The sequence below is a fragment of the Providencia sp. PROV116 genome (assembly GCF_028482485.1).
In the GTDB taxonomy this organism is placed as follows: Bacteria; Pseudomonadota; Gammaproteobacteria; order Enterobacterales; family Enterobacteriaceae; genus Providencia; species Providencia rettgeri.
In genome coordinates this window covers 110,140-136,268 of sequence record NZ_JAMPQO010000003.1, presented here as the reverse complement: position 1 = coordinate 136,268, position 26,129 = coordinate 110,140, and the positions used below count along the sequence as shown (strand labels likewise).

Below are 26,129 nucleotides of genomic sequence, written 5' to 3'. Positions count from 1 at the left end.
CATGTCGTATCTATTAACGAAGGAGCAATGATATCAGTAAACAGGCTTCAAGCGTATTACTTGAGGTCAGTATTAGGGCAATATTGAAGAATTATCGGACAGCATGAAGTAAAAATATAATGATAATTAATAACCATACTATTTTGATTAGTCTGAAAGTCTCAATATTGTTATCAATTATGAATTGAAATTTGGAGACGATGACTTTTTTCAGCTATGATTAGCGTTGAAAAATCATTGTAAAATTTTATCAAAAATAATAACGCTGAGGAAAAGCAGTAATGAATTACCATAATGCCAATTATGTCGCAATCGGCAAACGTATTCTGGGTTGGGTTGTTTTTCTGTTAGCATTAATTTCGACATTGGCGTCTTTAATTAAACTGGCTGGCATGAAGGGGCTTGCAGGTGAAGGGATCAATGCGGTCGCTAATGATTTTATTAAATTAATGGCGGAAATGGCCCGCCAAACTACGCCTTTCCTAAATTTCTTTTGGAATAACTCACCAGTACCTCAAGTTGCTAATGGGTTTTCTGGCAGCAATATCAGCTTTATCATCATTTTTATTTTTATTTTTGTTGGGCTCGCATTAAGTGCATCAGGTTTGCGCATGTACCGACAAATTAAGTTTATCCGTGAAAGCTTAGAAGACCACGTGATTATAGAAAAAGCAAAAGGCATAGACATCTCAAAAGAAGAACTAGAAGCTAAGGTAACTATTCCACGTCACACCATTTTCTCTCAATTTTTTCTTCTTTATTTTTGGCCAATTGTATTGGGGGTTGGCTTGTATTTTCTTCTACGCTTCCTTAACTGGTAATTTTCGTCATACTTCGAACCGTAGCTGTGTTGGCTTCTTTTGGCTATTTGGGTCACATACTTGTGTATGTTCCCCAAATTTTCGTCGTACTTCGAACCGTAGCTGTGTTGGCTTCTTTCGGCTATTTGGGTCACATACTTGTGTATGCTCCCCAAACTATCCTCAATTGCCGCCTTGCCACGGCTCGAATTATTTAGAAAATTAATTATTTGTCGTGCTTAATATTAAAAAGCTGGAGCTTATTTTTCGCTGAGTAGGCTATCAATAATTGTCTGCGCTTGGTGGTAACTTTGTTCGTTACCAAATATGTGGGCTTGATTGAGTAAATAATATAACTGATAAATTGGTTGCCTATCTAAAAATCCATTTGGCAATGGCCAAACACTTTGGTAGCCATCGATAATTTGGATCGGAAGTTCTTGATATAACGGTAACATCGCAATATCACATTCTCTATCGCCCCAATAACAGGCGGGGTCATACAGTACTCCTTCAATATTTTGAGTGATAGCACAGTTTGCTGGCCATAAATCACCATGTAATAAAGAAGGTTGTGGTTGATGTCCTGCAAGTTTGTCCTTAACAATATCGACAATTTGCTGAATATCGCTAAATACCATTCCTTTTTCGGAAGCGAGTTGTAATTGTAAGCCAATACGCTTTTCTGCAAAAAATGAATTCCAACGCTTTTCCCAGCCATTAGGCTGTACAATTGTGCTTAGCATTGTATCAAAATCAAACCCGTAACTAGGCTGCTCTTCCCATTGATGTAAACGCGCTAGTTGTTGACCAAAATGCCATGCGTTGGTGCCATCGAAAGGTTTTAGAGGGAAATATTCGAGCAGAAGAAAACTATGGTGCTTATTACTGCCAACACCGTAAACCTTAGGAACGGTTATAGTTTGGCTTTTAGCGAGCATTTCAAGTTGTTCAGCCTCTTGTTTAAATAAAGGCAAAAACTCACGCCGATTTTGTTTAATGAACACGGTGTGTTCGCCATAGTCAATTCTTAACGTATGGTGAATATCACCACCAGACAGAATGACTTTGTTACGTAGCTCCGCCTCACCTAAGTGTTCACTTAATAAACGACACATTGCTTGCCACATGACTCACCTCGCTCTGCTTTGGTCTTCATTAATATAATACTATAGCGGCAGTTTAGGAATTAACAGTGATAATTGCTTAAAAAGAAGCCGCTATCACGAAATAGTTAACTAATTATCAGGTTGATAACTATAATCAGAGAGTGACTCAAATTTAACGTGTGACGAACCAAATGAGAATGTTCAAATAATGGGAAATAAGTAGCTACAGAACTCACATTATCAGCGAGAAGCCTAGCAATGAAAGTTTATGAGGGATAAGTAGGGGCTGGATTAACGTTGTACGACGAAAATGCGTTAAGACATTAGGCTGGTAGTAAGTATTGATTATTTTAATAAAAAGCTGAACTTACGAATTTGTGAGTTCAGCTTTTTACTTTTAGAGCATTCAATTATCAGGCTGTATGCATACTTTGTGGGTTAGCTTGCCCTTTTTTGCGGGCTAATACGATTTTGCTATACAGTAATGCAATCACAAAATACACAGCCTGTGTAACAACGATAGTTGGTCCGGTTGTTGCGTTGATGTGAAAACTCAGGATAGTCCCAATAACACTCGATGTTACCGAAGCAATGATAGCGACGATGAGCATTTTCCCAAAACTACGGCATAACACAAAAGCAATGATGCCTGGGGAAATTAGCATTGCAATCACCAAAATAATACCAACTGCTTGCAATGAAGCAACAATGGTGAGAGCGAGTAGCGATAGCAAGCCATAATGGATTAACTTCACAGGCAAGCCAATGACTCGTGCTTGGTTAGGATCAAAGCAATACAACATGAAATCCTTACGTTTCAGTAGGATAATTGCAATGGTTACTCCTGCAAATAGTAATATTTGTTTAAACTCGCTATCGGTTATCCCTAAAATATCACCAAATAGAATATGCGTAAGGTGCTGTTCGGTATCTATTTTAGCAAACATAACCAAGCCGATAGCAAACATGCCTGAGAAGACGATACCCATCACCGTATCTTCTTTTATACGGCTATTTTCCTTTAAATAACCTGTAGCCACAGCACAAAACAAGCCAGATGCAAATGCCCCTATCGCTAATGGGATACCGAGTAAAGAAGCAATAATGATCCCCGGTAAAACGGCATGGGAAATTGCATCGCCCATCAATGACCAACCTTTTAATACTAAAAAGCAAGAGAGGATAGCGCATACCGTTCCGCTGACAATGGCTGTAATCAATGCTTTTTGCATAAAGGGAAATGCAAACGGAGCCATCAGTAAGTCAATGAAATCACTCATGAGATGCTCCTTGTTGGTGTGATTGGTGCAGCCGGGCGACTTCCTGTTTGGCTTTACGTTTTGAGGCAAAAATACCGTGCTTAGGTGCAAAGAAAAATGCCAGTAGGAAAATAATGGTTTGTAAGGTGACTATTAACCCACCTGTAGCACCATTAAGGAAATAACTGATATAAGCACCAACAGCACTGGTTACGGTACCAATCGTGACTGAAATAATAAGTAAGCGTTTAAATTGGTCGGTTAATAAATAGGCAGTCGCACCTGGTGTGACGACCATCGCAATCACAAGGATTGCGCCAACTGTTTGTAAAGCAGCAACAGTACACGCACTTAATAATGTGAAGAAAATAATTTTTAGGCGTAGAGGATTTAAACCTATTGAGCGTGCATGGTTTTCATCGAAAAAAACGGCTAATAAATCTTTCCATAAGCACAACAGGATAATAAATGAAACGCCGATAATAATTTCTACTTGTAATACGTCAGAATCCGCAATACCTAAAATATTACCAAAAATAATACTTTGTACATTAACAGATGTTGGATTCAATGAAACAATCAACAAACCTGCCGCGAAAAAAGTAGAAAAGATAAAGCCAATAACAGCATCTTCACGTAAACGAGTTAGATGCTTTATTAATGTCATGGCAAGTGCCGCAAGGATCCCGGTAAAAAAGGCGCCTGCCGCATAGGGTAAACCTAAAGCATAAGCACCCGCCACCCCAGGAACAACGGAGTGGGAGAGGGCATCTCCCATCAATGACCAGCCTTTCAACATCAAATACGCCGATAAGAATGCACAGACTGCACCAACAATGGCGCTGACCCAAATGGCTTTTATCATAAAATCATATTCAAAGGGCTGTAATAACATCTCAATCATTCGGAACCCTTAGCTTGGTTTTTTCGAACGGGTGCATCATGGTCATGACCATAGAATACAGCCGCTCTTTCATCATCGGTAATGACGGTGACAGAGCGCGGGTCATCATCGTCATGAAGCTCTTGACCAGACAGGTTAATATGACGCAATACACCACCGAAAGCTTGTTGCAGGTTTCGTTGCGTAAATGTCGTTTCAGTAGGCCCGCTCGCTAAAACAGTGCGATTGATTAAGATAACATGGTCGCAGAACTCAGGCACACTGCCCAAGTTATGAGTTGAAACGAGAATGAGATGGCCTTCGTCACGCAAACTACGTAGCAGGTCAATAATGGCATTTTCGGTTTTAACATCAACCCCAGTGAAGGGTTCATCGAGGAGTAAAACTTTACCTTCTTGTGCGAGCGCCCGCGCTAAAAAAACTCGTTTTTTCTGGCCTCCTGAGAGCTCGCCTATTTGTCGATGCTCAAGCCCTGCAAGGTCAACTCGCTCTAATGCCATTTTGACAGCGTCTTTATCGGCTTGTTTAGGGATGCGAAAAAAACCCATTTTGCCATAACGACCCATCATCACGACATCAGAAACGAGAACGGGAAAATTCCAATCTACTTCTTCTGTCTGTGGGACGTACGCAATCACGTTTTCTTTAAGCGCGGTTTTTATCGGTTGATCATTTAATGTCACACTGCCAGAAGATGGGGTGACAAGCCCCATAATAGTTTTAAATAGCGTTGACTTACCACTACCATTTACGCCAACTAAGGCACAAATAGAGCCACCAGAGATAGTAAAGCTTGCGTCATAGATAGCGGTGTGACCATTATTATATGTCACAGTCGCATCATCGACGATAAGATTCGGGTGTTCGAATTGACTTGAGTGATTCATATTACTGTGAAAATCCTTTCGCTATCGTGTCTACAGTCGTATTTAAAAGGTCAATATATGTTGGTACTGGGCCATCAGCAGTTGAAAGTGAATCTACATATAATACGCCACCGTATTTTGCCCCTGTTTCTTTACTGACTTGGCGAGCCGGTTTGTCAGAAATTGTACTTTCACTGAATACTACAGGGATGTTGTATTTACGGACAGTATCAATTACCTTTTTTACTTGTTGAGGAGAGCCTTGCTCTTCCGCATTGATTGGCCATAAGTAGACTTCTTTAAAGCCGTAATCATTAGTTAAATAGCTAAATGCGCCTTCACTTGAAACTAACCAACGTTCATTTTCTGGAATGCGATTTAAGCGTTCACGCAAAGGGGCGTCAAGCTCAGCAATTTGTTGCGCATATTTTTTTGCATTGGCATTATATGTTTCAGCATTTTCAGGGTCATATTTGACCAGAGCTTGACGAATATTTTCAATATAAATCTTAGCATTAGCAGGAGACATCCATGCATGTGGGTTCGGGTTGTCTTTATACTCACCTTCACGGATTGGCATTGGCTCAATACCTTCAGTGACCACGACAGCAGGGACATTTTTAAAGTTTTCAAAGAAACGTTGGAACCACACTTCCAAATTCATCCCATTCCATAAGATTAAATCTGCATCATAGGCTTTCATGATATCTTTAGGTGTCGGTTGATAACCGTGAATTTCTGCTCCAGGCTTTGTTATAGACTCGACAATTGCCGCATCTCCAGCTACATTTTGAGCGATATCTTGAATAATGGTAAAAGTGGTTACGACTTTAAACTTTTTAGCAAAAGCAGGCTGACTAAAAAAGATGATTGCTATCAAAGCAAACATACTGGTTAGTAAAGGTGCAGATAATCGAGATGCGTTATTCTTCATAAAAGTTGACCCTGACATTATTGGTTTAGCGTTTTTTAACATACAGTTGTTAAGGTTTATAACAATTATATTTTATATCCCAACTGATAATGATTATCAATATCAGTTGGGAAAAATAAATATAAAAAGTGTGGAATAGCATTATTTGTCATTATAGGCTTCTAAGTCCCATGGTTATTTGTATGACTAAAACACGTCCCGAAGTAAAAGTTAAGTAAAAATTATTTTATTTTTCTTAGGATTAGTTATTCTGCCATCGGCTTTCATCGCAGAGGATTCGACAGTGAAAAAAATAATTGGCGGTACTTTTGTGTTACTGCTGCTTGCAGGTTGTTCAAGCGAACCAGATAGGCCTGTAACAAAACAGCGAATGTTAGAGCCGACAGGGCCAATAACAGCACAAAATACGGCATTTCCAAGAACACCTTTTGATGAATTTATTCGTGACTCTGCGGCTCGCTACAGTGTAGATGAAACTTTAATTAGAGCAATTATTGAGGTCGAATCCAATTTTAGACCTGAAGTTGTCAGTAAATCCAATGCAATAGGTTTGATGCAGATTAAAGCTTCGACAGCAGGACGTGACGCCTATCGTTACCAAGGGAAATCGGGGGAGCCGAGTTCTCGTGACCTAAAAGATCCACAAAAAAATATTGATATTGGTACAGCTTATATTCGTATTTTAAGGGAACAGCACCTTGCGGGAATAAGCCATCCTCAGACATTATATTATGCAACGGTTGTTGCTTATGTGAATGGGGCTGGAGCGTTATTAAGAACGTTTGATAATGATAAAGGTCGGGCGATAGCGATGATTAATCGCTTATCACCGGAAGAGTTTTATCAGCATGTACAAACAAAGCACCCTGCACCGCAAGCTCCACGCTATTTGTGGAAAGTCAAAAATGCTTACAATGCACTAGCGATGTCTTATTGATATTCTTTCATTAAGTGTGGGAGTTGCGCGACAATTTCAACAATGCCGTTGATAACAAACTGCACTCCCATACAGATTAATAAGAACCCCATCACCCGCGCGATAGCATCAATACCACTGTTTCCAAGCCACCTCATGATAGAAGTTGCGCCTCTTAAACCAATCCAAACGATAAGACTTGCAATAAAAAAAGTAATCACGGGGGCAACTTTTAAGACCCATGGAGCAAAACTCACATTACCTTGTAATGATGCAGTGGAGCTGATGATCATCGCAATAGTTCCCGGGCCCGCAGTACTTGGCATTGCAAGGGGAACAAAGGCAATACTAGGTGATTCTTGGCGTTTTTTGGGGACATTTGGGTCATCAAGCGCATTGGTGGTCTGGTCTTCTCCTACATCACTACTAGGGAATAGCATGCCAAAGCCAATAAATGCCACAATTAATCCTCCGGCAATTCGCAGCCCTGGGATTGATATTCCAAATGTGTTCATGACTAATTGGCCTGCATAAAAAGCGATTGTCATGATTGCAAATACATAAATAGAGGCCAACAGCGATTGATGATCACGCTGTTCTTTTGTCATATTAGCAGAGATGCTTAGCATGACCGCAATTGCAGTTAAAGGGTTGGCAAGAGGAAGTAACAGTACCAGGCCAATACCAACGGCTTGAAATAGCTCAAAAAAGTTTGTCATGGAAGTTAGATTCAAGCTCCTGATTAATGTGAATAAAACACCTTATCCCAAATGATAGCAAAATTTCTTATAGATCTGTAGGTTAGCATTTATATCTAGTAAGGTGTTTTGTGGTAGGAGTACTGCGACAGTACTGATGAGTAAAAGTCAGTATTATTAATTTGTAGATAATTGGAGTTGTTCACATTAACTGTGGATAACCGTGGCCTTGAACTGTGAGTAACTTGTTTTTTTTGTTAAATAACAATTGGATGAGTTGTTGTGGTAAAAGTATTCAATTTTTATAGGCAAAAAAAAACCTTTTTATAGGGGGATAAAAAGGTTAAGGGCATTTCGTAACAGGTTGTCATTAAGTTGATATGGAATGTAGTATATCTGCTGCAATGTTATTTACTGATAATTTATGTAAATTCATTAAAAGAATTCAATGTAACAGACAACCCAAGAGTAAAAAAATATGTTAAACGGAATCAACCATTTAACTTTAGCGGTAACTGACTTAGATAAAAGTATTAGTTTTTATCAATCACTACTTGGTATGAAGTTACATGCGAGTTGGAAAAAGGGCGCCTATATTTCCTGTGGCGATTTATGGTTATGTTTATCATTAGATACAACTCGCCAATTTTTGTCCCCAGAAAAAACGGATTATACACACTATGCCTTTAACGTTGATGCGAAAGACTTTCTTATCGTTGTTGATAGGCTAATGCAAGCGAATGTCATTGTCTGGAAAGAAAATAAAAGTGAAGGAGATTCTTTTTATTTTCTTGATCCGGATGGCCACAAATTAGAATTACATGTAGGCGGTTTATTACAACGCTTAAAGAGCTGCCAAGAAAAACCGTATGAAGAAATGAAATTTTATTAAAAAGAGTTATGGATTTCTTTACAAAGGATTTTTAGTTTTAAAAATAGCTTTACGCAGAGTTGTATATCCTATTTTCAGTTAATTTTGAGTAATAGGAAAAAGAATGAAAAAACTTATAGCGACATTAGCCGGAGCGTCTATGCTATTAGTTTTGGCAGCCGCCATGGTACTAATCGTTTTTCCTCAGCAGTGGAAGCAAAGTATTTATCCGAATATATCTCAAGTCTTACCAACTTCACTCAGTGCTATTTTACCGCAGAGTTTAGCCAGTAATGATATTTGTAATAGCTTAGAGGATAACCTGCAAAGTTTTGCTAACTATCTTAAAGTGAATCAGGATATCGTTGATGTAAAAGGAATGAATAGCTTAGATGAACAACTGGCTAATATTCAAACCAGAATTGATTCTATGCCAAGTGATGTCCGAAATTTAGTTTGCCAGCAGGAATACAGTAAATTAGAAGGTTTAAAAAGTGTGTTTTCATTAGGTTCCAGTAACTAATCTTTTTGCAGTTAATATTACCCCTCTATCTATTCTTCCGCTCAAATTTATATATTCATATATGTTATGCTAATAACATCATGTTGGCTTAAGGGTAATGTAATGAATATATTTAAATTGCCATTATTGAATTGGTTAGTGGCTAATGGCATTGCGGTTTATTTTCTTTTCAGGCAAGGTCTTTTAGACTGGACATTTTCTGGTTGGATGGGAATTTTAGGTATATTAGTTGCGCTGGAGAGTGTGAGTTGGGTCGCGACGAGTCTTTATTACTTTTATAAACATAAAACATCACCAAATCCTACGGTTAAGGCAACGCATTTAGTCACTAATGGGCCTTATCGATTTTCACGTAATCCGATGTATTTAGCTTTTACATCAATGAGCTTGGCTTTAGCTTTTTTCTCGCATTCTTCTTACTTTTTGGTCGCAGGGCTAGTATTTTGGCTGATTACTGATTTATATACGATCCCACAGGAAGAACGTTTTTTATCTGCATCATTTAAAAATGAGTGGGAAGATTACAGTAAGCAAACGAGACGTTGGTTATAGATTAGTAGAAATGAGACGCTTTATCATTTAATCTGTTTTGTATACTACAAAATTTATACAAAATATATTAAGGATAATAATGAACTATCAGGTTGCGCAATTTTGGATATATTCGGGTAAACTCGCGTGTTTTATAGTGATTAGCGTATTTTTTGCTTTTTTTTCGGTAAGTGGTTTTATGCTTTATTTATTTACCGTTGGGATTGTTTGGGCTGTCGTAGTCTCATTTAAAATTCATGGAATGAAAGAAAAAGGAATAATCTTAAAAAATAGCGATGTTTCTGATTGGATGGTATATGTGAATGGTATTCCAGTCCAAGAAAGGAGACAAACGCTGTCCAATCCCTGTTTTGCAACGATACAGCATGCGAAGTCATTCTTTAGTATTGCCTTTATTATTCGGGCGCTAATTCAAATTATCTTTTGTGTCTATTTATTTTGGCAAATAGATAAATTAGATAACATTTTTGTACTATTATTCGGGTTAATTACCACGTCCTACATCGTTTATTCATTATGGCAATCAATTCAATCGGTTATCATTCTTCAACAAAATAAGATAATTAGTGAAGAGTTATTCGCACCTAGTGGATCCCGTTGGTATCGTGTGTTTTTTAAGCAAAAAGAAAAACTATTTCCTGCATTGGATAACTTATTCATCATTTAATCAGGAAGGTGTTGATTTTTCATATGAAGAAGAACAATTCACGGTATTACGCTATCACCATAAAATAGGTCTGTGTTATCATTAGCAGTTGAGTTGCTCACGATGTAACGAAATAGGGCATTTAAGTTTCCCATATTTGTGTACATATCTTGCATAGTGAAGTGAGAAATCGTTAGTAACGTATTGATTTATAACTTTGGAATAATCAAGCAAGTGATCTTTCGTGTGGGTCACCACTGCTGATAAGGATTTTTTAATGCCTGTTATTACTCTTCCTGATGGAAGTCAGCGTCAGTTTGACCATCCCGTTTCTGTGATGGATGTTGCTCGAGACATCGGAGCGGGTTTAGCTAAAGCCTGTATCGCGGGTCGAATTAATGGTGAACGCGTTGATGCATGTGAAATAATTGAACATGATGCAAATGTATCCATTATTACGAGCAAAGATGAAGATGGACTCGAAATTATTCGTCACTCTTGTGCTCACCTGTTAGGTCATGCAATCAAACAATTATGGCCAAACACTAAAATGGCTATTGGGCCGACTATCGACAATGGTTTTTACTATGATGTCGATTTAGACCACATGCTGACCCAGGAAGACTTGGAAAAGCTTGAAAAGCGTATGCTTGAGCTTGCCAAAACAGATTATGATGTGGTGAAAAAACGTGTTTCTTGGAGCGAAGCTCGTGAAACATTTGTGGCTCGAGGCGAAGACTATAAAGTTGAAATATTAGATCAAAATATTAGTCAAGATGACCACCCTGGTTTATATCATCACGAAGAATATGTTGATATGTGTCGCGGTCCACACGTACCGAATATGCGTTTTTGCCACCATTTTAAACTACAAAAAGTGGCTGGTGCATACTGGCGTGGTAACAGCGATAACAAAATGCTGCAACGTATTTACGGCACCGCATGGGCTGATAAAAAACAATTGGCAGCCTATTTATTACGTTTAGAAGAAGCAGCTAAACGTGACCACCGTAAAATTGGTAAACAGTTAGATTTATACCATATGCAAGAAGAAGCGCCGGGAATGGCATTCTGGCATAATGACGGTTGGACAATTTTCCGTGAACTGGAAACCTTCGTACGCACTAAACTGAAAGCTTATAACTATCAAGAAGTGAAAGGGCCATTTATGATGGACCGCGTATTATGGGAAAAAACAGGTCACTGGGATAACTATAAAGACGCTATGTTCACCACTTCATCTGAAAACCGTGAATATTGTGTAAAACCAATGAACTGCCCAGGTCACGTACAAATTTTTAACCAAGGTTTGAAATCATACCGTGACTTACCATTGCGTATGGCAGAATTTGGCAGCTGTCACCGTAATGAGCCATCAGGTGCATTGCACGGCTTAATGCGTGTGCGTGGCTTTACTCAGGATGATGCACATATCTTCTGTACTGAAGAGCAAATCTTAAGTGAAGTCACTAGCTGTATTGAAATGATTTATGATGTTTACGCAACTTTCGGTTTCGAAAAAATAGTTGTAAAACTATCAACCCGTCCTGAAAAACGTATCGGTACTGACGAGATGTGGGACAGAGCGGAAGAAGACTTAGCTAATGCCCTGAAATCAAAAGGTATTGAATTTGAGTACCAACCTGGTGAAGGCGCATTTTATGGCCCGAAAATTGAGTTTACACTGTATGACTGCCTTGACCGTGCATGGCAATGTGGTACTGTCCAGTTAGACTTCTTCTTGCCGGGCCGTTTGACAGCTTCCTATGTAGGTGAAAACAACGAACGTATCGTTCCTGTTATGATCCACCGTGCAGTGCTAGGTTCACTAGAACGCTTCATTGGTATCTTAACAGAAGAGTATGCCGGCTTTTTCCCAACATGGTTAGCACCACAGCAAGTGGTTGTAATGAACATTACTGATAGCCAAGCAGACTATGTTCAAGAATTAGTAAGCAAGCTGCAAAGTGTTGGCATTCGTGCGAAAGCGGACTTACGTAACGAGAAAATCGGCTTTAAGATCCGTGAGCACACACTGCGTCGCGTCCCTTACATGTTAGTATGTGGTGATAAAGAAGTTGAATCAGGTAAAGTTGCTGTTCGTACCCGTCGTGGTAAAGACTTAGGCAGCCTTGATGTCAACGAATTCATGACAAAACTTCTTGAAGAGATCCGCAGTCGTCAACTCAATCAGATGGAGGAATAAGGTATTAAAGGCGGAAAAAAACTCCTAACAGCGCGTCCAAATCGTATTAACGATGAAATTCGCGCAACAGAAATCCGTGTCACTGGTTTAGACGGTGAGCAACTTGGTGTTATGAGTGTGCGTGAAGCCCTCTTTAAAGCAGAAGAAGCTGGTGTTGACTTAGTCGAAATCAGCCCAAATGCTGAACCACCGGTTTGTCGTATCATGGATTACGGTAAATATCTTTATGAGAAAAGCAAATCTCAGAAAGAACAAAAGAAAAAACAAAAAGTTGTTCAAGTGAAGGAAATTAAATTCCGTCCGGGAACAGACGAAGGCGACTACCAAGTTAAGCTACGTAGTTTAATTCGCTTTTTGGAAGATGGTGACAAAGCTAAAGTGACACTGCGTTTTCGTGGTCGCGAAATGGCTCACCAACAGATTGGCTTGGAAGTGTTGAACCGCATCAAAACCGATCTGGATGAACTGGCATCTGTTGAATCATTCCCATCAAGGATTGAAGGACGCCAGATGATCATGGTATTGGCACCAAAGAAAAAATAATTAAGCCAGTATGGTTATAGCAAGTAATTGCTAGAGTCTAGCAGCGCTCATTTTGGGCGCTGCTTCTCTGTTTTATCCGGGTTTTCTTTTTATTAATGATGAAAGTAATCTCATAGCAGCTAAGATACGGGTGTATTTTACGTCTTGTTATTTGCTTCATTAATGGATAAAAATAATTACGTCAAAGCAATAATTGGCCTCAATAGCCAAGCTTTTAAACAGTTCAGTATGATTTATTGCAAGATTTACTTGAGTAATCTGGCAAGAAGCATTAAAATCCGCGGTCGAATCACTTTGTCAGTGCATAGCGCATGAAGACAAACACAGAATATCGTACACACGTCAGGTATTAACTATTGAGTGACGAGTGTATTTGCTTGAGAGAAGCAAATCTCTTTATCCAATTGGAGGAATGAAGTATTAAAGGCGGAAAAAGAATCCCAACAACACGTCCAAATCGTATTAATGATGAAATTCGTGTTCCAGAGGTCCGTTTAACGGGTTTAGACGGTGAACAGTTAGGCATCATGAGCGCACGCGAAGCGCTTGAAAAAGCTGAAGAAGCAGGTGTAGACCTAGTTGAAATTAGCCCAAATGCTGAACCGCCAGTTTGTCGTATCATGGATTACGGCAAATTCCTTTATGAGAAGAGCAAATCTCAAAAAGAGCAAAAAAAGAAACAAAAAGTTGTTCAGGTGAAGGAAATTAAATTCCGCCCTGGTACAGATGAAGGTGATTATCAGGTCAAACTACGCAACCTGACTCGCTTTCTGGAAGATGGTGATAAAGCTAAAGTTACACTACGTTTCCGTGGTCGTGAAATGGCTCACCAGCAGATTGGTCTGGAAATGCTTAACCGCATCAAAGCTGATCTGGAAGAGCTGGCATCCGTAGAGTCTTTCCCTTCAAGAATTGAAGGGCGTCAGATGATCATGGTGCTGGCACCGAAGAAGAAATAATTAGGCCTGCAAGTAATATTCATTTATAGCAATATAGATGTTATTCGCCTAGTTAATTCGTAGTTAATCACAATGCGAAGTTGGAAATAAAAGAAATGCCAAAGATTAAAACTGTACGTGGCGCAGCAAAGCGCTTTAAAAAAACTGCAGGCGGTGGCTTTAAGCGTAAGCATGCAAACCTTCGTCATATCCTGACTAAAAAGTCAACTAAGCGTAAACGCCATTTACGTCCGAAAGGAATGGTATCTAAGGGCGATCTGGGTCTGGTAGTAGCTTGCCTGCCTTACGCATAAGTAAACAATTTAGTTAATTAAGATAAAAGACGATAGGAGATAGCTATGGCTCGCGCAAAACGTGGTGTAATCGCACGTGCACGTCACAAAAAAATTCTGAAGCAGGCGAAAGGTTACTATGGTGCACGTTCACGTGTTTACCGCGTAGCATTTCAAGCGGTAATCAAAGCTGGTCAATACGCTTACCGTGACCGCCGTCAACGTAAACGTCAGTTCCGTCAACTGTGGATCGCACGTATCAACGCTGCGGCTCGTCAGAATGGTCTGTCTTACAGCCGTTTCATCAATGGCTTGAAAAAAGCTTCAATTGAAATCGACCGTAAGATCTTAGCAGACATCGCAGTTTTCGATAAAGCAGCATTTACTGCTTTAGTTGAAAAAGCGAAAGGCGCTTTAGCTTAATTGTTTGCTTGAAAAGAGGAGGGGAACTTCCTCTTTTCATTTATAGCTATTTGTGTTAATACTTTAGACTCAGATAGTTATTAGGAATTTATTATATGCATTCTGTAATTTTTCGTTTCTTTTTTTACTTTAGCACCTGAATGTCGGGGGCTTTTGCGCGTAAATAGAAAAAAGAAATGAAAAATTACGCTAAAGCCTCCTTAGGGAGGCTTTTTTGTTTCTAGTTTTAGATTAAGTACAGTAAAATCAGTTAAGTACTCATTCATTACCAAATAGAATGTGAAGCTTAATATATAGTGAATAACTAGCAAAAAGACCAAGTGGTCATAAAGGGGAAACAATGCCACATCTCGCTGAGTTGGTTGCACAGGCAAAAGCAGCCATTGAACAGGCCCAAGATGTTGCTACGTTGGAGTCAGTGCGTGTTGAATATTTAGGCAAGAGCGGCCATTTCACACTACAGATGAAAACGTTGCGTGATCTGCCTACTGAGGAACGTCCAGCAGCAGGGGCTGTGATAAATGAAGCTAAAGTACAGGTTCAAGATGCACTGAACGCCCGTAAGGACGCGATGCAAGCTGAAATTCTTAATGCACGTCTAGTGTCAGAAAAAATTGATGTGTCATTACCAGGGCGTCGTATGGAAAATGGTGGGTTACACCCAGTCACCCGTACAATTCAGCGAATTGAAGAATTTTTTGGCGAATTAGGTTTCTCTGTTGAAACAGGTCCAGAAATCGAAGATGACTACCATAATTTTGATGCGCTAAATATACCTGCTCACCACCCCGCGCGTGCGGACCACGATACTTTTTGGTTTGATGCAAAACGCTTACTGCGTACGCAAACATCGGGTGTGCAAATCCGTACAATGAATGGCCAACAACCACCGATTCGTATCATTGCCCCAGGTCGTGTATATCGTAATGACTACGACCAAACGCATACACCCATGTTCCATCAAACAGAAGGCCTGATTGTTGATAAAGATATCAGCTTTACCAATCTAAAAGGCACATTACATGATTTTTTGAATAACTTCTTTGAAGAAGAAGTCCAAGTACGTTTCCGCCCATCTTATTTCCCATTCACAGAACCTTCAGCAGAGGTTGATGTTATGGGCAAAAATGGCAAATGGTTAGAAGTATTAGGCTGCGGTATGGTACATCCAAATGTATTACGTAACGTAGGTATTGACCCAGAAGTCTATTCAGGTTTTGCATTTGGTATGGGAATGGAGCGCTTAACAATGCTGCGTTACGGTGTTTCTGACCTACGTGCATTCTTCGAAAATGATCTTCGTTTCCTCAAACAGTTTAAATAAGGCGGGTCTATCTCATGAAATTCAGTGAACTATGGTTACGCGAATGGGTGAACCCGGCGATCAGTAGTGAAGCATTATCAGAACAAATCACGATGGCAGGTTTGGAAGTTGACGGTGTAGATGCGGTTGCTGGCCAATTTCACGGCGTTGTTGTCGGTGAAGTGGTTGAGTGTGGTCAACACCCCAATGCAGACAAACTGCGTGTCACAAAAGTTAACGTGGGTGGTGAGCGTTTATTAGATATCGTCTGTGGTGCACCAAACTGCCGTCAAGGTCTGAAAGTTGCTGTTGCTACCGTGGGTGCAGTATTACCCGGTGATTTTAAAATTAAAGCCGCAAAATTGCGTGGCGAGCCTTCTGAAGGTATGCTGTGCTCTTATTCTGAGCTGGGTATTTCCGATGATCATAGCGGAATTATTGAATTGCCGCAGGATGCCACTATCGGTACCGATATTCGTGAATATCTAAAACTTGATGATAATGCGATTGAAATCAGCATTACACCTAACCGTGCAGATTGCTTAAGTATTCTTGGGGTTGCACGTGATGTCGCAGTTATTAATAAATTAGCGTTAAATGAACCAGTTATTAATGCTGTATCTGCGACAACAAAAGATACATTCCCAATTCGAGTCGAAGCGCCAAATGCGTGCCCACGTTTTTTAGGGCGAGTGATCAAAAATATTGATGTTTCAGCACCGACACCAATGTGGATGAAAGAAAAGCTACGTCGTGGTGGAGTCCGTTCTATTGACGCTGTTGTGGATATTACCAACTACGTTTTATTGGAATTGGGCCAACCTCAACACGCCTACGATCTAGACCGTTTAGACGGTGCTATTGTTGCTCGTATGGCTAAAGATGGTGAGAAACTGGTTCTTCTTGACGGTAGCGAAGCAACATTGAAATCAGACACCTTAGTGATTGCTGATGAATCTAAAGCACTCGGGATCGCGGGTATTTTTGGTGGTGAGCACTCAGGCGTTAATAACGAAACCAAAAATATTTTATTAGAGTGTGCGTTTTTTGACCCATTATCGATTACAGGTCGCGCACGTAACTACGGTTTACATACCGATGCTTCACACCGTTTTGAACGCGGTGTTGACCCACAGTTGCAGTTTAAAGCGATTGAACGTGCAACCTCACTGATTGTAGATATTTGCGGTGGTGAAGTGGGTGAAATCATTGATGTCACCAGTGAACAGCATTTACCGAAAGCAGCCAATATTAAGCTGACGCGCAATAAATTAGACCGTTTGATCGGCCACTTTATTGAAGATGAGTTAGTCACTGATATTTTGACGCGTTTAGGATGTAAAGTCACGATTTCGGCTAACACATGGGATGTTGTTGCTCCAAGTTGGCGCTTCGATATGCAAATCGAAGAAGATTTAGTGGAAGAAGTCGCGCGTGTTTATGGCTATAACAGTATTCCTGATGTGCCACTGCGTGCCGACCTGGTCATGACTAATCATAAAGAAGCTAACTTACCTTTAAAACGTATTAAAGCGATGTTAGTTGATCGTGGTTATCAAGAAGCAATTACATATAGTTTTGTTGATCCTAAAGTTCAAGCTTTACTGCACCCACAACAAGACGCATTGATTTTACCTAACCCGATTTCTGTCGATATGTCAGCGATGCGTTTATCGCTGTTGACTGGTTTATTAGGAACGGTTGTCTATAATCAGAATCGTCAACAAAATAGAATTCGTTTATTTGAGACAGGTCTGCGCTTTATTCCTGATAATCAAGCAGAATATGGAATCCGTCAGGAACCAATGCTTGCCGGGGTGATTGTAGGCAATAGATTTGAAGAACATTGGTCATTAGATAAACAAGTTGTTGACTTCTTTGACTTAAAAGGTGATCTTGAAGCTGTTTTTGAATTGACTGGGAAACTAAATCAAATTACATTTAAATCTGAGGCACACCCTGCATTGCATCCAGGTCAAAGTGCTGGGATTTATCTGGAAAATGAACACATTGGCTTTATTGGTGTGGTCCACCCAGAATTAGAACGCAAACTCGATTTAAATGGTCGTACGGTGGTGTTTGAGGTTCGTAGTGATGCGATAGCACAACGTGTCATCCCTGAAGCTAAGGCGATTTCGCGCTATCCATCGAACCGCCGTGACATCGCTGTAGTCGTGCCAGAAGATGTGGCCGCTGCTGAAGTTTTAGCAGAGTGTAAAAAAGTTGGCATAAATCATATAGTTGGCATAAACTTATTTGATGTGTACTGTGGTGAAGGAATAGCAGATGGCTACAAGAGCCTTGCTATCAGTCTTGTCTTCCAAGATACCCAACGTACCATGGAAGAAGAAGAGATCACTGCTACCGTTGATCTGTGTATTGCTGCGTTAAAACAGCGATTCCAAGCCTCCTTGAGGGACTAAACCTATGGCGCTTACTAAAGCTGAAATGTCAGAAAATTTGTTTGAAAAACTGGGTATTAGCAAACGTGATGCTAAAGACCTCGTAGAAACTTTCTTTGAAGAGGTTCGCCTTTCCTTAGAAAATGGTGAGCAAGTAAAATTATCTGGATTCGGTAACTTTGATTTACGTGATAAAAATCAACGTCCCGGACGTAACCCAAAAACTGGGGAAGATATTCCAATTACTGCACGCCGTGTTGTTACCTTCCGCCCAGGCCAAAAATTAAAAAGCCGTGTAGAAAAAGCAACACCGAAAGAGTAATTATATCATTTGATATGAAAAAAGACCGCCTAGGCGGTCTTTTGTTTTTATATAACTGATTGTTTTATAGATGGATTTATAAAACGTCATCCACATTACATCCACATGTAACCCACTTTTAGCATTAGCCCCTTGCAATAAGGGGCTTTACTTATCGTTTAAAGCCGACTTTAATTTATTCTTAATTCAATAAGGGGAAATATAATGCTTAGAATATTTTTTGGTGATGTAAAACACACTACGAGTACCAATTTTTTTACCCAAGTTAAAAAACTTTTTATTTGCTCTGCGTTTTCCGTATTTGCATTGATGGTTGGTATCAGTTCGGCTTCTGCTGCACCGTACCTCAAATCAAGTGAAGATTGCACAAAGCAAAATGAAGTTTACGCAACAATGAATGATGCAATGGAATATTTCAGTGATTATTACCCTGAAAATAATTCACTCGAAATTATTAGCGAATCACCATTAAAAGTTAGGCTTTCAGCAGTAGCTTTTGAGCAAGACGGGCAAGACGTAAAGGAGCTACTAGCTAAACGAGCCATTGTCTATGGTGTTTATCGCTCATTAATTAATACACCCAATGATAAAGTTACTATCACTTCTTATTTAGTTGATACGAATGGAAAAAAACTGAAAGATTCACCTGAATATACAACAATTATCACTAAACCACAGGCATTAGAGATCATTAAAAAATATATTCCGGTTAATAATTTGAGTGAACTAACCGATGATAGCTGCTCTTTTACTACACGGTTCAATGAATTACGATTTGATGATAGTGGTAAAAAAGGCTTTGATACTTTTTTCAACGAATTGATTAGTGTTTCTAAGTAATATTTAGCCCCTCAATTGAGGGGCTTTGATTTCTATAATGCTAAAGACGGTTGTTGGTATTTGTTCGGATGCGGTTCAACAACATTAACATGTGCGGGTTTAACAACAATTTTTGTCACTGATTCGTGACTGACAAATGTGCAACCACAATTAATATTTTGGCATTGGTTGTAGCGTTCTTTGGTTTCGGATGATACTTGATAGGAACTACGAGTGTGTGCAGCGTGACCGCATTCAGGACAATTCATCATGATTATATATCCTTTGTCATGATGTTGATGTTACGTAAATTATATCATGTGTTTTTATACAGTCTAAAAAATTATTCATCAGCCATATCTAAATCTGAAATCTTCACCTCTAACTCTAATGCGCTTGTAAAACCACTGTCATTCAGTGAATGAACGACTCGCGTTAATGTCCAGTCCGCATTATCAATTTCGGGTTTAAATCCGCTGACGGTGATAGGCATTTCAGGGTAAAGATCTGCACGGCCAACAGCGAGTTGAATCGAAAATGACGCAACACCACGTTGGATTTTTTCCCAATTGGCTTTTGCGGCTCGGGCGGCATTTTCTTTCGTGGCGTAGGTATGAGAAAGTGTGAGAACGTTCCCTTGTTCGCCGGCTAAATATTCCCCTTGCTTTTCTTTCGGTTCAGCGGGTTTTGCAGGTTGTTTGCTTTTTCGCTTACGCTTTACCGTCACTGCTTTTTTCTTTTTCGGCTCACGTGTATCAAGCCAGTTAGCAATAACACCGGTGTATGCACCACGATCGGCAAGTGAAAAACGGTGTCCGTCACCTACTGAGCGGGTGATATGCATTGTTTGAATGGGTTGTCCAGTTGCGGTGAGCCCTTGGCCTTGTTTCATAAACAGTAAGTTTCCGTTTTTAACCGCAACAATTGCTCCCTCTGATTTAGCCACTCGTGTGAGAAATGAGCCGTCCGATTCGTTGGTTTGGTCAATATGAGCGAGTTTAATTTTATCTAATTTTTCATCAATAACCGCCTTTAACTTATTGCGTTCCGCCAAGGTGCGGACAATATCGCCCAACGATTTTTGATGGTAAGACTGCTCACGCTTGATGTTTAAAGTGTCGCGAAAGTCCGCACTACGACCACGGATCGTGAGCTTATCTGGCACGCCGCTATGTTCAACCTCATCAACCGTAAATGTCCCCTTGTAAATCAGCGGTGAGTTTTTCCAGCCAAGGTGTAATGACAGGGTTTCACCTCGCTTTGGTAAGGCGAGTTGTCCGTCGCTATCATCCAATTCAATATCTAATTGGTCAGCTTCAAAGCCGCGGTTATCCGTCATGGTTAATGACATTAAACGCCCCTGAATCAGACTATTAATATTTTCACCGCCTGCCGCAAGCACAAATGCAGGGGTTAGTTCATCCTTGGTTAAAAAACTCATAGCGGTAAGGCTCCACGAATATCATTGAGTTGCTGACCTAGATCACCAAACATTTGAGACAGCGATTCGTCCGTGCGTTTTAATTTCAGCGTAAATTCAATTTTTCTGGCCGAGCCATCATCAAAAAAAATACTTTTCGATTGGGTGATTTCTTCAATCACAAACATACCGTAAATGGTGCCTGAGCCATCAATCAGCGACCATGCTTTCCCCGTTTCTGCCATTTGCTCCAATACCAGCAATGACAGTCTGCCGCCAGTCAGTGACGGAAATAATGAGCCACTTAATGTGATATCGTCATTATCAAGGCCGATAAATTGAACTGCGGGACGTTTGCCGACACGATTATTCACGCCATAACGGTATTTTTGGTTAATTTGCATCATCTGGTAAGGCGTTGTATTTAATTGAAAGACAAACAAGCCTAGTGCTGCCATTGCCATAATTAATCGTCCTCGCTGTCTTGATACCGACTCAGTCGTCTTGCCTGTTCACGCCGTTGGTTTTGCTCTAATTGTCTGGCGACTTCTCTTGCAATATCGTTTGCTGACTGGTTCGGTAATGGATAAACATTGATAGTGACCGGCGCAGTATTTGCCGCATGATTGCTTTGGTTTATGTTTGTTGGTGCGGATTGATAGCTATTTGCGGGTAAAGCATACGGATGGATGGGTTTTGCTGTCGCGGTCATAGAGCCCATGGTTAATGCCGCCGCAGCCAGCGCAGCGGTTTTTCTCCGGCTGGTTATATGAGCAGGGCCAGTTACTATTTCAGGGGCTTTTTCGCCGACAATGCCAAATTGTCCACGAGGGATAAATCCGCCATTGTCGAACATGCCCGCACTTTTCATACCGGCTTGAATAACGGTCACTTGTGACATGGCGCGGACAGTTTTGGTTTCATCTGAAAGCATCCAATCGGGTAATATGTTTGTGGCCATTTGCTTGAGTTCGGCAAATTGAGCTTTCAGTGCCTCCCATTTTTCCAGAATGCCGTTTTTCAGGCTATCAATGATCTCACCGCCAATTTGTTTAAAACGTTCCGGTAAACCTTTAACATCCGCGACAATCTGATCCCACTTATCAGAAATGGTTTTCTTAACTAATGCCCACATGCGAGAAGTGATAGCGACAATCTCATCCCAGTGTTGATAGACTAGCCCGACAAGCCCCCAATTCAGCACATAGGATTTAACCCCCTCCCAAAACTGGGAAAATATCTCTGTCACTCTGTTCCATAATTTTTTTGCGTACGGAACGATATCATCCCAATATTTATAAATCAGGTAAGCCGCGCCAGCGATAGCCGTAATAATTAAGATAATCGGGTTAGCTAATAGCGCACGGCCTAGCATCATAAATGCCGTTCCAATTAACTTAATAGGCTTAATCAGTAATGATAGAAAACCACTGCCTTTGATGCCTAATACGGACAGACTTAATTTCGCCATGGCGAGTGGTCCAATTAATGCCGCAATCATCAATGTGATACCGCCACCAACGGCCAGCACCGCACCTAACCCCAATGTGATCATGGTGATTTGTTTGACCAGTTCAGGGTTTTTCTTTGCCCATTGGCCAAACTTCGAAATGAGATTAGTGACTCGTTTAGTGATATCCCGCAAAGGGCTATCCGCACCGCCAAAAATTTGTATCCCTACATCTTCATAAGCCGAGGTTAAGTTTTTCAAGTCGCCATCAAGGTTATCTGTCATGGTTTTGGCAACTTTTTCCGCTTCCCCTTTAGCGGCTTTGATTTCAGCAATCATGGCTTGCAACTGACCGGAGCCAGCTTGGTCAACCAATACTGAGAGGGCAGAAAATGCCTCTTCACCGGCAATATGTTTAAACAGTCCAGCACGCTCTGCCGTACCCATTTTTTTAGTTTTTTTGTCTAGTTCGGAGAGTATGTCGGTAAATTGGCGCAAATTACCTTTGGCATCACGGGTTTTAATTTTCAATTTATCAAGGGCTTCGCCGGCCATTTTCGGCGGCTCTGCCAAACGCCCTAAAATAGAGCGTAAGCCTGTACCGGCCATACTGCCTTGAATACCCGCATCACCGAGTTTACCGGCGGCAACGGCGGCGGTTTCTAAATCGACACCGAGCCCCGAAGCAACCGGTGCAACATATTTCATTGTGTCGCCAAGCATAGTGAGGTTGGTATTAGACCGCGTAAACGTGGCGACAAGGGCATCACTGACACGGTTCATTTCATTAGAATTCAGCTTAAAGCCGGTCAAGATGTTGGAACCAATATCAGCCGTGGTGGCCAAGTCGATATCACCGGCCAATGACATGGATAAAGTACCGGACATGGCATTTTTAATTTGCTCTGGCTTAAAACCAGCCATGGCATAGAACGCTTGGCCTTGTGCAACTTCATTAGCGGTAAATGCGGTTGTTGCCCCAAGGTCTCGCGCTTGCTCCCTTAACATCTTGTAGTCGTCGGAATTTTTATCAAGGCGGGTTAAGGCTTGCACTTTCGACATGCCGATTTCAAAATCATAGCCTGGTACTAAGACTTTTTTAGCCGCATAACCTAACCCCACACCGGATGCAAGCATACCCGCGCCGCTACCGGCCATTTTATTACGTACCCCCATGGCATTTTGATAGCTATTTTTTGCCGCAGACATTCGCTTTTCTTGGTTGGCCACCCGTTTTAGTTGCTGCTCTTGTTGCTGTAATCGCCGGCTTGTGCTGGCAATGTCGCTATTTAATTTGATTTGGGCTTGGCTTAGCTGGCGTGTTGAAATGCCACTGCTTCTTAGGGCTTCCCGTTGGCGCAGCAGTGAGGCACTCAGTGTGCTGGTTTCAGCTTTGAGTTTTGCGGCCGCCGCTTTTGCGCGGTCAAGCTCCCGTGATTGTGTCCTCGTGGGATTTTGAACGGTGGATAATTCACGTGCGAGTCGGCTAACTTTAGCTGTGGCTTGTTGGTAGGCGTTATTCGCTGCATCAAGGGATTGCTTGGTTTTCTTAAACCCGTCAATTTGCTTGGCTTGGTTGTTAAGCTCTTTGAGTTGTTGTTTAGATTGACGGAGGGTTTCCGCCAATTTTTTATTCGACGCTTGAGCGCTCTTAAACGGTTTCGTAAATTTATCGACGGCGCTTAAAATCACCTGTAAACGTAAATCTTTACTCATCTTCTACACCGCTACGTTTAAGGGCGTGATAACGCCATTCTAATAATTCGGTTAGGGAAAATTCATCAGTGACAGCCGGTGACCAGTGAAAAATAGTGGCAATATCTGCCACTAAATCATTCACGGTTAATCGTTCTGGAAATCCATAGTCACCGACTTCGGCAACAAAAAAAGCACAAGCTCTTTGGTTAAATTCAGCATATCCGCAGGGTTCATCATGATTAATTCGGGTTTCGTTAATGCCGGCGCGGTGACTCGGGGTAATACCAACATCGCCGAATCCACATCCATTTCCATCAGTGCGGCTAAGCGAACACCACGCAATGCGCCAGAATTGGGTTTACGTACCACAATCTCTGTTACAGTGGTTGTTCCGCGTGTGATGGGTTCATCTAGCGTCACGGTGATTTGATTTTTTTCTACTGGTTCAGTCATTTACTTTTCCTATAAACCTAATGCGGCGCGTTGTTCTTCTAAGCGGTCAACACCATCAACTTTTTCAATCATATTGAGTAAATCAATCTCAATGAGTGTTTCACCATCCCAAATGAGTTTGTAATACGTGGCATTAAAAGGCGCTTTGACTTGGGTGTTTTCACCGGCCTTGCCATTACCAGAGTCAATTTCACTGAATCGACCACGTAGCACGACCTCAACGGCGGTGTATTCTTTGGTATCTTGGCGTTGATAGGCACAATTGAGGCGCAACATCACGCCATCAATTTGAGTGATCCCCCATTGCTTATAAAGCTGGGCTTCTAAGCCTCCAAATGTTAATTCTGCAGAGAGTGCATCATCTTCTAACCCCATATCAATTTTGACGCCGCCATTCATGCCGCCGCCGCGATAGGTTTCAAATTTACGGGTGATTTTCGGTAGCGTGATTTCTTCAATACGCCCCATATAGCTTTCACCCTCATTGAACAAGTTTAAATCTTTAAGTTTGCGTGGTAAGGCCATGATTACCCCTTAATTTTTGAGCCAAAATCCAATAAATAGCGGTCAGTGATGCGCTGACGTAACAGTAAGTTTTCCAATGGGGGTACGGCTGTATAGTCATAATCAATGTATAACTTGCCGCTTTTCAGCTCTTCTTTGGTGTTAACGTCTGGATCGAACCAACATTCACCGCCTAACAAATAGCCTTGCGTTGTCATGCTGCGCAGTTTTGCATTGATGCTTTCGATAATATCGCGAGCCAGTGAGGGATTGAGCGTGCCGTCAATGGACCAGTCTAGCCCCTCGGCGATGGTGTCTGATAATACCTGCGCGGTGCGGGTGTAGGATTCAAAGGCAAACAACGGATCATCTGAGCAAGTACGGGAGCCCCAAAACTTGAAGCCGTTATTGCGAATGAGCGTGGTGATATCGTTTTCGTTGAGTAAGCCGGCATCGGTGGCAGGGTCTTGTAAATCCCATGACACATCGGCAGAAATGCCCGTGACACCATTAACACCCACATTAGACAAGGTTTTATGCCAGCCAATTTCATTATCAATTTTGGCACGTAAGCCCAAGGCACACGCGGTGGCGTAGATATTACTTTCTGCGTTCGCGACAGTGTCCCAACTTTGGAATTCAGGCCAAATTAACATTAATTCACGTTGATTAAAGTTCTTGCGGTAATCAATGGCATCCGAAATGGTTTTACTGCCATAGGCGCTAATGTAAGCCATAGCTCGCATTTTTTGCGCGATGCCCGCAAGCGTTGATGAAACCACCTGTGTATCGTGAGCCGGTACGGCTAGAATGCGGGGCTTAACACCTAAACGGCCTTGCGCCACGGTTAATGCTTGTAAGCCAGTTTTGCGTCCATCGGGCGTGGTACCACCAATAATATTGGAGGTGGTTTCTGCTTCGCTTTCGCCTTGTTCAACACGTACAACCACGGTAACCGGTTTTGATTGGTTACCGATGGCATCCAGTGAGCGAGCAAGCGTGCCAGTTTCGCCCGCTTTACCTGCCGCGTTTTTCACATCTGTAATTAAAACAGGGGTATTGAGTGGAAAGGCTTTTGCATCTGCATCATCAGCAGTACACACCATTCCCACGATTGCGGTGTTGATGGTGCGAATAGGTCGCGTGCCTTCGTTGAGTTCAATCACTCGCACGCCGTGGTGATAATCTTGAGCCATTACTAGCGTCCTCTATTTTGCAATAGCTCAATTTTGGGTTGGGGTTAACGTAAATGCACGGAATGGCAATTGTGTGGAGGA

Annotated in this window: 30 protein-coding genes and 1 other annotated feature; of the genes, 16 read left to right on the top strand and 14 right to left on the bottom strand. The window is 41.2% G+C overall.

The annotated features are described in order from the left end of the window. Nucleotides 1–281: 281 nt before the first annotated feature. Complete coding sequence (locus PSE72_RS03665) at nucleotides 282–821, top strand: YniB family protein (protein WP_115167392.1); 540 nt, start codon at nucleotides 282–284, stop codon at nucleotides 819–821. A 239-nt stretch (nucleotides 822–1,060) separates the two neighbouring features. Here the strand turns inward: PSE72_RS03665 and PSE72_RS03660 are convergent, their stop codons facing one another. The 5 genes from PSE72_RS03660 to PSE72_RS03640 form a co-directional block, all read right to left on the bottom strand. Continuing rightward, entirely contained in the window at nucleotides 1,061–1,930 is an 870-nt protein-coding gene (locus tag PSE72_RS03660; protein ID WP_115167391.1) for a fructosamine kinase family protein, read from the bottom strand. Between the two features lie 392 nt (nucleotides 1,931–2,322). Next, nucleotides 2,323–3,189 carry a metal ABC transporter permease gene (locus tag PSE72_RS03655; protein ID WP_042851806.1) on the bottom strand — a complete coding sequence of 289 codons (867 nt, stop codon included), beginning with the start codon at nucleotides 3,187–3,189 and terminating at the stop codon, nucleotides 2,323–2,325. Beyond that, nucleotides 3,182–4,072, bottom strand: coding sequence for a metal ABC transporter permease (locus tag PSE72_RS03650; protein WP_115167390.1), 891 nt, complete (start codon nucleotides 4,070–4,072; stop codon nucleotides 3,182–3,184). The genes PSE72_RS03655 and PSE72_RS03650 overlap by 8 nt, the downstream gene beginning before the upstream one ends. Continuing rightward, complete coding sequence (locus tag PSE72_RS03645) at nucleotides 4,069–4,959, bottom strand: manganese/iron ABC transporter ATP-binding protein (protein ID WP_109911242.1); 891 nt, start codon at nucleotides 4,957–4,959, stop codon at nucleotides 4,069–4,071. Before PSE72_RS03645 ends, PSE72_RS03650 begins: the two co-directional genes overlap by 4 nt. A 1-nt stretch (nucleotide 4,960) precedes the next feature. After that, nucleotides 4,961–5,872 carry a metal ABC transporter substrate-binding protein gene (locus PSE72_RS03640; protein WP_115167389.1) on the bottom strand — a complete coding sequence of 304 codons (912 nt, stop codon included), beginning with the start codon at nucleotides 5,870–5,872 and terminating at the stop codon, nucleotides 4,961–4,963. A 283-nt stretch (nucleotides 5,873–6,155) separates the two neighbouring features. Here PSE72_RS03640 and PSE72_RS03635 point away from each other — a divergent pair, with 283 nt between their 5' ends. Further along, on the top strand, nucleotides 6,156–6,809 hold the full coding sequence (locus PSE72_RS03635) for a transglycosylase SLT domain-containing protein (RefSeq protein ID WP_115167388.1): 654 nt from the start codon (nucleotides 6,156–6,158) through the stop codon (nucleotides 6,807–6,809). Here the strand turns inward: PSE72_RS03635 and PSE72_RS03630 are convergent. After that, nucleotides 6,803–7,507 (bottom strand): MarC family NAAT transporter, encoded by a 705-nt coding sequence (locus tag PSE72_RS03630; RefSeq protein WP_115167387.1) that lies wholly within the window; start codon nucleotides 7,505–7,507, stop codon nucleotides 6,803–6,805. The genes PSE72_RS03635 and PSE72_RS03630 overlap by 7 nt on opposite strands. Before the next feature lie 457 nt (nucleotides 7,508–7,964). On the opposite strand from PSE72_RS03630, the gene fos reads away from it, so the two are divergent. From fos to PSE72_RS03565, 14 genes are all read left to right on the top strand, one after another. Continuing rightward, the gene (gene fos / locus PSE72_RS03625) at nucleotides 7,965–8,378 is read left to right on the top strand and encodes a fosfomycin resistance glutathione transferase (RefSeq protein WP_109911244.1); all 414 of its coding nucleotides are present in this window, start codon (nucleotides 7,965–7,967) and stop codon (nucleotides 8,376–8,378) included. A gap of 103 nt (nucleotides 8,379–8,481) precedes the next feature. Further along, nucleotides 8,482–8,880, top strand: coding sequence for a hypothetical protein (locus tag PSE72_RS03620; protein WP_004910352.1), 399 nt, complete (start codon nucleotides 8,482–8,484; stop codon nucleotides 8,878–8,880). Nucleotides 8,881–8,982: 102 nt separating this feature from the next. After that, a complete protein-coding gene (locus tag PSE72_RS03615) occupies nucleotides 8,983–9,432 on the top strand; it encodes a methyltransferase family protein (RefSeq protein WP_004910353.1) in 450 nt (149 codons plus the stop codon). A gap of 79 nt (nucleotides 9,433–9,511) precedes the next feature. Further along, nucleotides 9,512–10,099: a hypothetical protein gene (locus PSE72_RS03610; RefSeq protein ID WP_115167386.1), complete on the top strand. Its 588-nt coding sequence runs from the start codon at nucleotides 9,512–9,514 to the stop codon at nucleotides 10,097–10,099. Between the two features lie 256 nt (nucleotides 10,100–10,355). Further along, nucleotides 10,356–12,284 carry a threonine--tRNA ligase gene (thrS, locus tag PSE72_RS03605; protein ID WP_115167385.1) on the top strand — a complete coding sequence of 643 codons (1,929 nt, stop codon included), beginning with the start codon at nucleotides 10,356–10,358 and terminating at the stop codon, nucleotides 12,282–12,284. 3 nt (nucleotides 12,285–12,287) lie between these two features. After that, a complete protein-coding gene (gene infC, locus PSE72_RS03600) occupies nucleotides 12,288–12,827 on the top strand; it encodes a translation initiation factor IF-3 (protein ID WP_115167384.1) in 540 nt (179 codons plus the stop codon). A gap of 419 nt (nucleotides 12,828–13,246) precedes the next feature. Next, nucleotides 13,247–13,786 (top strand): translation initiation factor IF-3, encoded by a 540-nt coding sequence (gene infC / locus PSE72_RS03595; protein ID WP_071524539.1) that lies wholly within the window; start codon nucleotides 13,247–13,249, stop codon nucleotides 13,784–13,786. Nucleotides 13,787–13,881: 95 nt separating this feature from the next. Beyond that, entirely contained in the window at nucleotides 13,882–14,079 is a 198-nt protein-coding gene (rpmI, locus tag PSE72_RS03590; RefSeq protein WP_004263702.1) for a 50S ribosomal protein L35, read from the top strand. A gap of 45 nt (nucleotides 14,080–14,124) precedes the next feature. Further along, on the top strand, nucleotides 14,125–14,481 hold the full coding sequence (rplT, locus tag PSE72_RS03585; protein WP_004263714.1) for a 50S ribosomal protein L20: 357 nt from the start codon (nucleotides 14,125–14,127) through the stop codon (nucleotides 14,479–14,481). 89 nt (nucleotides 14,482–14,570) lie between these two features. Continuing rightward, nucleotides 14,571–14,700, top strand: a sequence feature (Phe leader region). Beyond that, nucleotides 14,577–14,621, top strand: coding sequence for a pheST operon leader peptide PheM (gene pheM, locus PSE72_RS19930; protein WP_136134757.1), 45 nt, complete (start codon nucleotides 14,577–14,579; stop codon nucleotides 14,619–14,621). It overlaps the preceding feature by 45 nt. Before the next feature lie 121 nt (nucleotides 14,701–14,821). Further along, nucleotides 14,822–15,805, top strand: a complete 984-nt coding sequence (gene pheS, locus PSE72_RS03580; protein ID WP_198641229.1) for a phenylalanine--tRNA ligase subunit alpha — start codon at nucleotides 14,822–14,824, stop codon at nucleotides 15,803–15,805. 14 nt (nucleotides 15,806–15,819) lie between these two features. After that, entirely contained in the window at nucleotides 15,820–18,207 is a 2,388-nt protein-coding gene (gene pheT / locus PSE72_RS03575; RefSeq protein WP_198641228.1) for a phenylalanine--tRNA ligase subunit beta, read from the top strand. Nucleotides 18,208–18,211: 4 nt separating this feature from the next. Then, nucleotides 18,212–18,508, top strand: coding sequence for an integration host factor subunit alpha (gene ihfA, locus PSE72_RS03570; protein ID WP_115167383.1), 297 nt, complete (start codon nucleotides 18,212–18,214; stop codon nucleotides 18,506–18,508). A gap of 204 nt (nucleotides 18,509–18,712) precedes the next feature. Then, entirely contained in the window at nucleotides 18,713–19,348 is a 636-nt protein-coding gene (locus PSE72_RS03565; protein ID WP_272690904.1) for a hypothetical protein, read from the top strand. Nucleotides 19,349–19,380: 32 nt separating this feature from the next. On the opposite strand, the gene PSE72_RS03560 is transcribed toward PSE72_RS03565, so the two are convergent. The 8 genes from PSE72_RS03560 to PSE72_RS03525 all read right to left on the bottom strand — a co-directional run bounded on the left by PSE72_RS03560 (nucleotide 19,381) and on the right by PSE72_RS03525 (nucleotide 26,048). Next, complete coding sequence (locus tag PSE72_RS03560) at nucleotides 19,381–19,599, bottom strand: ogr/Delta-like zinc finger family protein (protein WP_112308381.1); 219 nt, start codon at nucleotides 19,597–19,599, stop codon at nucleotides 19,381–19,383. 71 nt (nucleotides 19,600–19,670) lie between these two features. Continuing rightward, nucleotides 19,671–20,768, bottom strand: coding sequence for a phage late control D family protein (locus tag PSE72_RS03555; RefSeq protein ID WP_272519796.1), 1,098 nt, complete (start codon nucleotides 20,766–20,768; stop codon nucleotides 19,671–19,673). Continuing rightward, on the bottom strand, nucleotides 20,765–21,211 hold the full coding sequence (locus PSE72_RS03550) for a phage tail protein (RefSeq protein ID WP_102140782.1): 447 nt from the start codon (nucleotides 21,209–21,211) through the stop codon (nucleotides 20,765–20,767). The genes PSE72_RS03555 and PSE72_RS03550 overlap by 4 nt, the downstream gene beginning before the upstream one ends. Before the next feature lie 2 nt (nucleotides 21,212–21,213). Continuing rightward, nucleotides 21,214–23,913: a phage tail tape measure protein gene (locus tag PSE72_RS03545; RefSeq protein WP_272690903.1), complete on the bottom strand. Its 2,700-nt coding sequence runs from the start codon at nucleotides 23,911–23,913 to the stop codon at nucleotides 21,214–21,216. Next, nucleotides 23,906–24,025 carry a GpE family phage tail protein gene (locus PSE72_RS03540; RefSeq protein ID WP_036962273.1) on the bottom strand — a complete coding sequence of 40 codons (120 nt, stop codon included), beginning with the start codon at nucleotides 24,023–24,025 and terminating at the stop codon, nucleotides 23,906–23,908. The genes PSE72_RS03545 and PSE72_RS03540 overlap by 8 nt, the downstream gene beginning before the upstream one ends. A 14-nt stretch (nucleotides 24,026–24,039) precedes the next feature. Continuing rightward, complete coding sequence (locus PSE72_RS03535) at nucleotides 24,040–24,348, bottom strand: phage tail assembly protein (RefSeq protein ID WP_036962040.1); 309 nt, start codon at nucleotides 24,346–24,348, stop codon at nucleotides 24,040–24,042. A gap of 9 nt (nucleotides 24,349–24,357) precedes the next feature. After that, nucleotides 24,358–24,873, bottom strand: coding sequence for a phage major tail tube protein (locus PSE72_RS03530; RefSeq protein ID WP_036962042.1), 516 nt, complete (start codon nucleotides 24,871–24,873; stop codon nucleotides 24,358–24,360). 2 nt (nucleotides 24,874–24,875) lie between these two features. Continuing rightward, nucleotides 24,876–26,048, bottom strand: a complete 1,173-nt coding sequence (locus PSE72_RS03525) for a phage tail sheath protein (protein WP_272690902.1) — start codon at nucleotides 26,046–26,048, stop codon at nucleotides 24,876–24,878. Between the last annotated feature and the right edge of the window lie 81 nt (nucleotides 26,049–26,129).

Bases quoted from the DNA above. Each gene is read 5' to 3' on its own strand.
- PSE72_RS03665 (WP_115167392.1), top strand. From the start codon at position 282: ATGAATTACCATAATGCCAATTATGTCGCAATCGGCAAACGTATTCTG.
- PSE72_RS03660 (WP_115167391.1), bottom strand. From the start codon at position 1,930: ATGTGGCAAGCAATGTGTCGTTTATTAAGTGAACACTTAGGTGAGGCG.
- PSE72_RS03655 (WP_042851806.1), bottom strand. From the start codon at position 3,189: ATGAGTGATTTCATTGACTTACTGATGGCTCCGTTTGCATTTCCCTTT.
- PSE72_RS03650 (WP_115167390.1), bottom strand. From the start codon at position 4,072: ATGATTGAGATGTTATTACAGCCCTTTGAATATGATTTTATGATAAAA.
- PSE72_RS03645 (WP_109911242.1), bottom strand. From the start codon at position 4,959: ATGAATCACTCAAGTCAATTCGAACACCCGAATCTTATCGTCGATGAT.
- PSE72_RS03640 (WP_115167389.1), bottom strand. From the start codon at position 5,872: ATGAAGAATAACGCATCTCGATTATCTGCACCTTTACTAACCAGTATG.
- PSE72_RS03630 (WP_115167387.1), bottom strand. From the start codon at position 7,507: ATGACAAACTTTTTTGAGCTATTTCAAGCCGTTGGTATTGGCCTGGTA.
- fos (WP_109911244.1), top strand. From the start codon at position 7,965: ATGTTAAACGGAATCAACCATTTAACTTTAGCGGTAACTGACTTAGAT.
- PSE72_RS03620 (WP_004910352.1), top strand. From the start codon at position 8,482: ATGAAAAAACTTATAGCGACATTAGCCGGAGCGTCTATGCTATTAGTT.
- PSE72_RS03615 (WP_004910353.1), top strand. From the start codon at position 8,983: ATGAATATATTTAAATTGCCATTATTGAATTGGTTAGTGGCTAATGGC.
- PSE72_RS03610 (WP_115167386.1), top strand. From the start codon at position 9,512: ATGAACTATCAGGTTGCGCAATTTTGGATATATTCGGGTAAACTCGCG.
- thrS (WP_115167385.1), top strand. From the start codon at position 10,356: ATGCCTGTTATTACTCTTCCTGATGGAAGTCAGCGTCAGTTTGACCAT.
- rpmI (WP_004263702.1), top strand. From the start codon at position 13,882: ATGCCAAAGATTAAAACTGTACGTGGCGCAGCAAAGCGCTTTAAAAAA.
- rplT (WP_004263714.1), top strand. From the start codon at position 14,125: ATGGCTCGCGCAAAACGTGGTGTAATCGCACGTGCACGTCACAAAAAA.
- pheS (WP_198641229.1), top strand. From the start codon at position 14,822: ATGCCACATCTCGCTGAGTTGGTTGCACAGGCAAAAGCAGCCATTGAA.
- pheT (WP_198641228.1), top strand. From the start codon at position 15,820: ATGAAATTCAGTGAACTATGGTTACGCGAATGGGTGAACCCGGCGATC.
- ihfA (WP_115167383.1), top strand. From the start codon at position 18,212: ATGGCGCTTACTAAAGCTGAAATGTCAGAAAATTTGTTTGAAAAACTG.
- PSE72_RS03565 (WP_272690904.1), top strand. From the start codon at position 18,713: ATGCTTAGAATATTTTTTGGTGATGTAAAACACACTACGAGTACCAAT.
- PSE72_RS03560 (WP_112308381.1), bottom strand. From the start codon at position 19,599: ATGATGAATTGTCCTGAATGCGGTCACGCTGCACACACTCGTAGTTCC.
- PSE72_RS03555 (WP_272519796.1), bottom strand. From the start codon at position 20,768: ATGAGTTTTTTAACCAAGGATGAACTAACCCCTGCATTTGTGCTTGCG.
- PSE72_RS03550 (WP_102140782.1), bottom strand. From the start codon at position 21,211: ATGGCAATGGCAGCACTAGGCTTGTTTGTCTTTCAATTAAATACAACG.
- PSE72_RS03545 (WP_272690903.1), bottom strand. From the start codon at position 23,913: ATGAGTAAAGATTTACGTTTACAGGTGATTTTAAGCGCCGTCGATAAA.
- PSE72_RS03535 (WP_036962040.1), bottom strand. From the start codon at position 24,348: ATGACTGAACCAGTAGAAAAAAATCAAATCACCGTGACGCTAGATGAA.
- PSE72_RS03530 (WP_036962042.1), bottom strand. From the start codon at position 24,873: ATGGCCTTACCACGCAAACTTAAAGATTTAAACTTGTTCAATGAGGGT.
- PSE72_RS03525 (WP_272690902.1), bottom strand. From the start codon at position 26,048: ATGGCTCAAGATTATCACCACGGCGTGCGAGTGATTGAACTCAACGAA.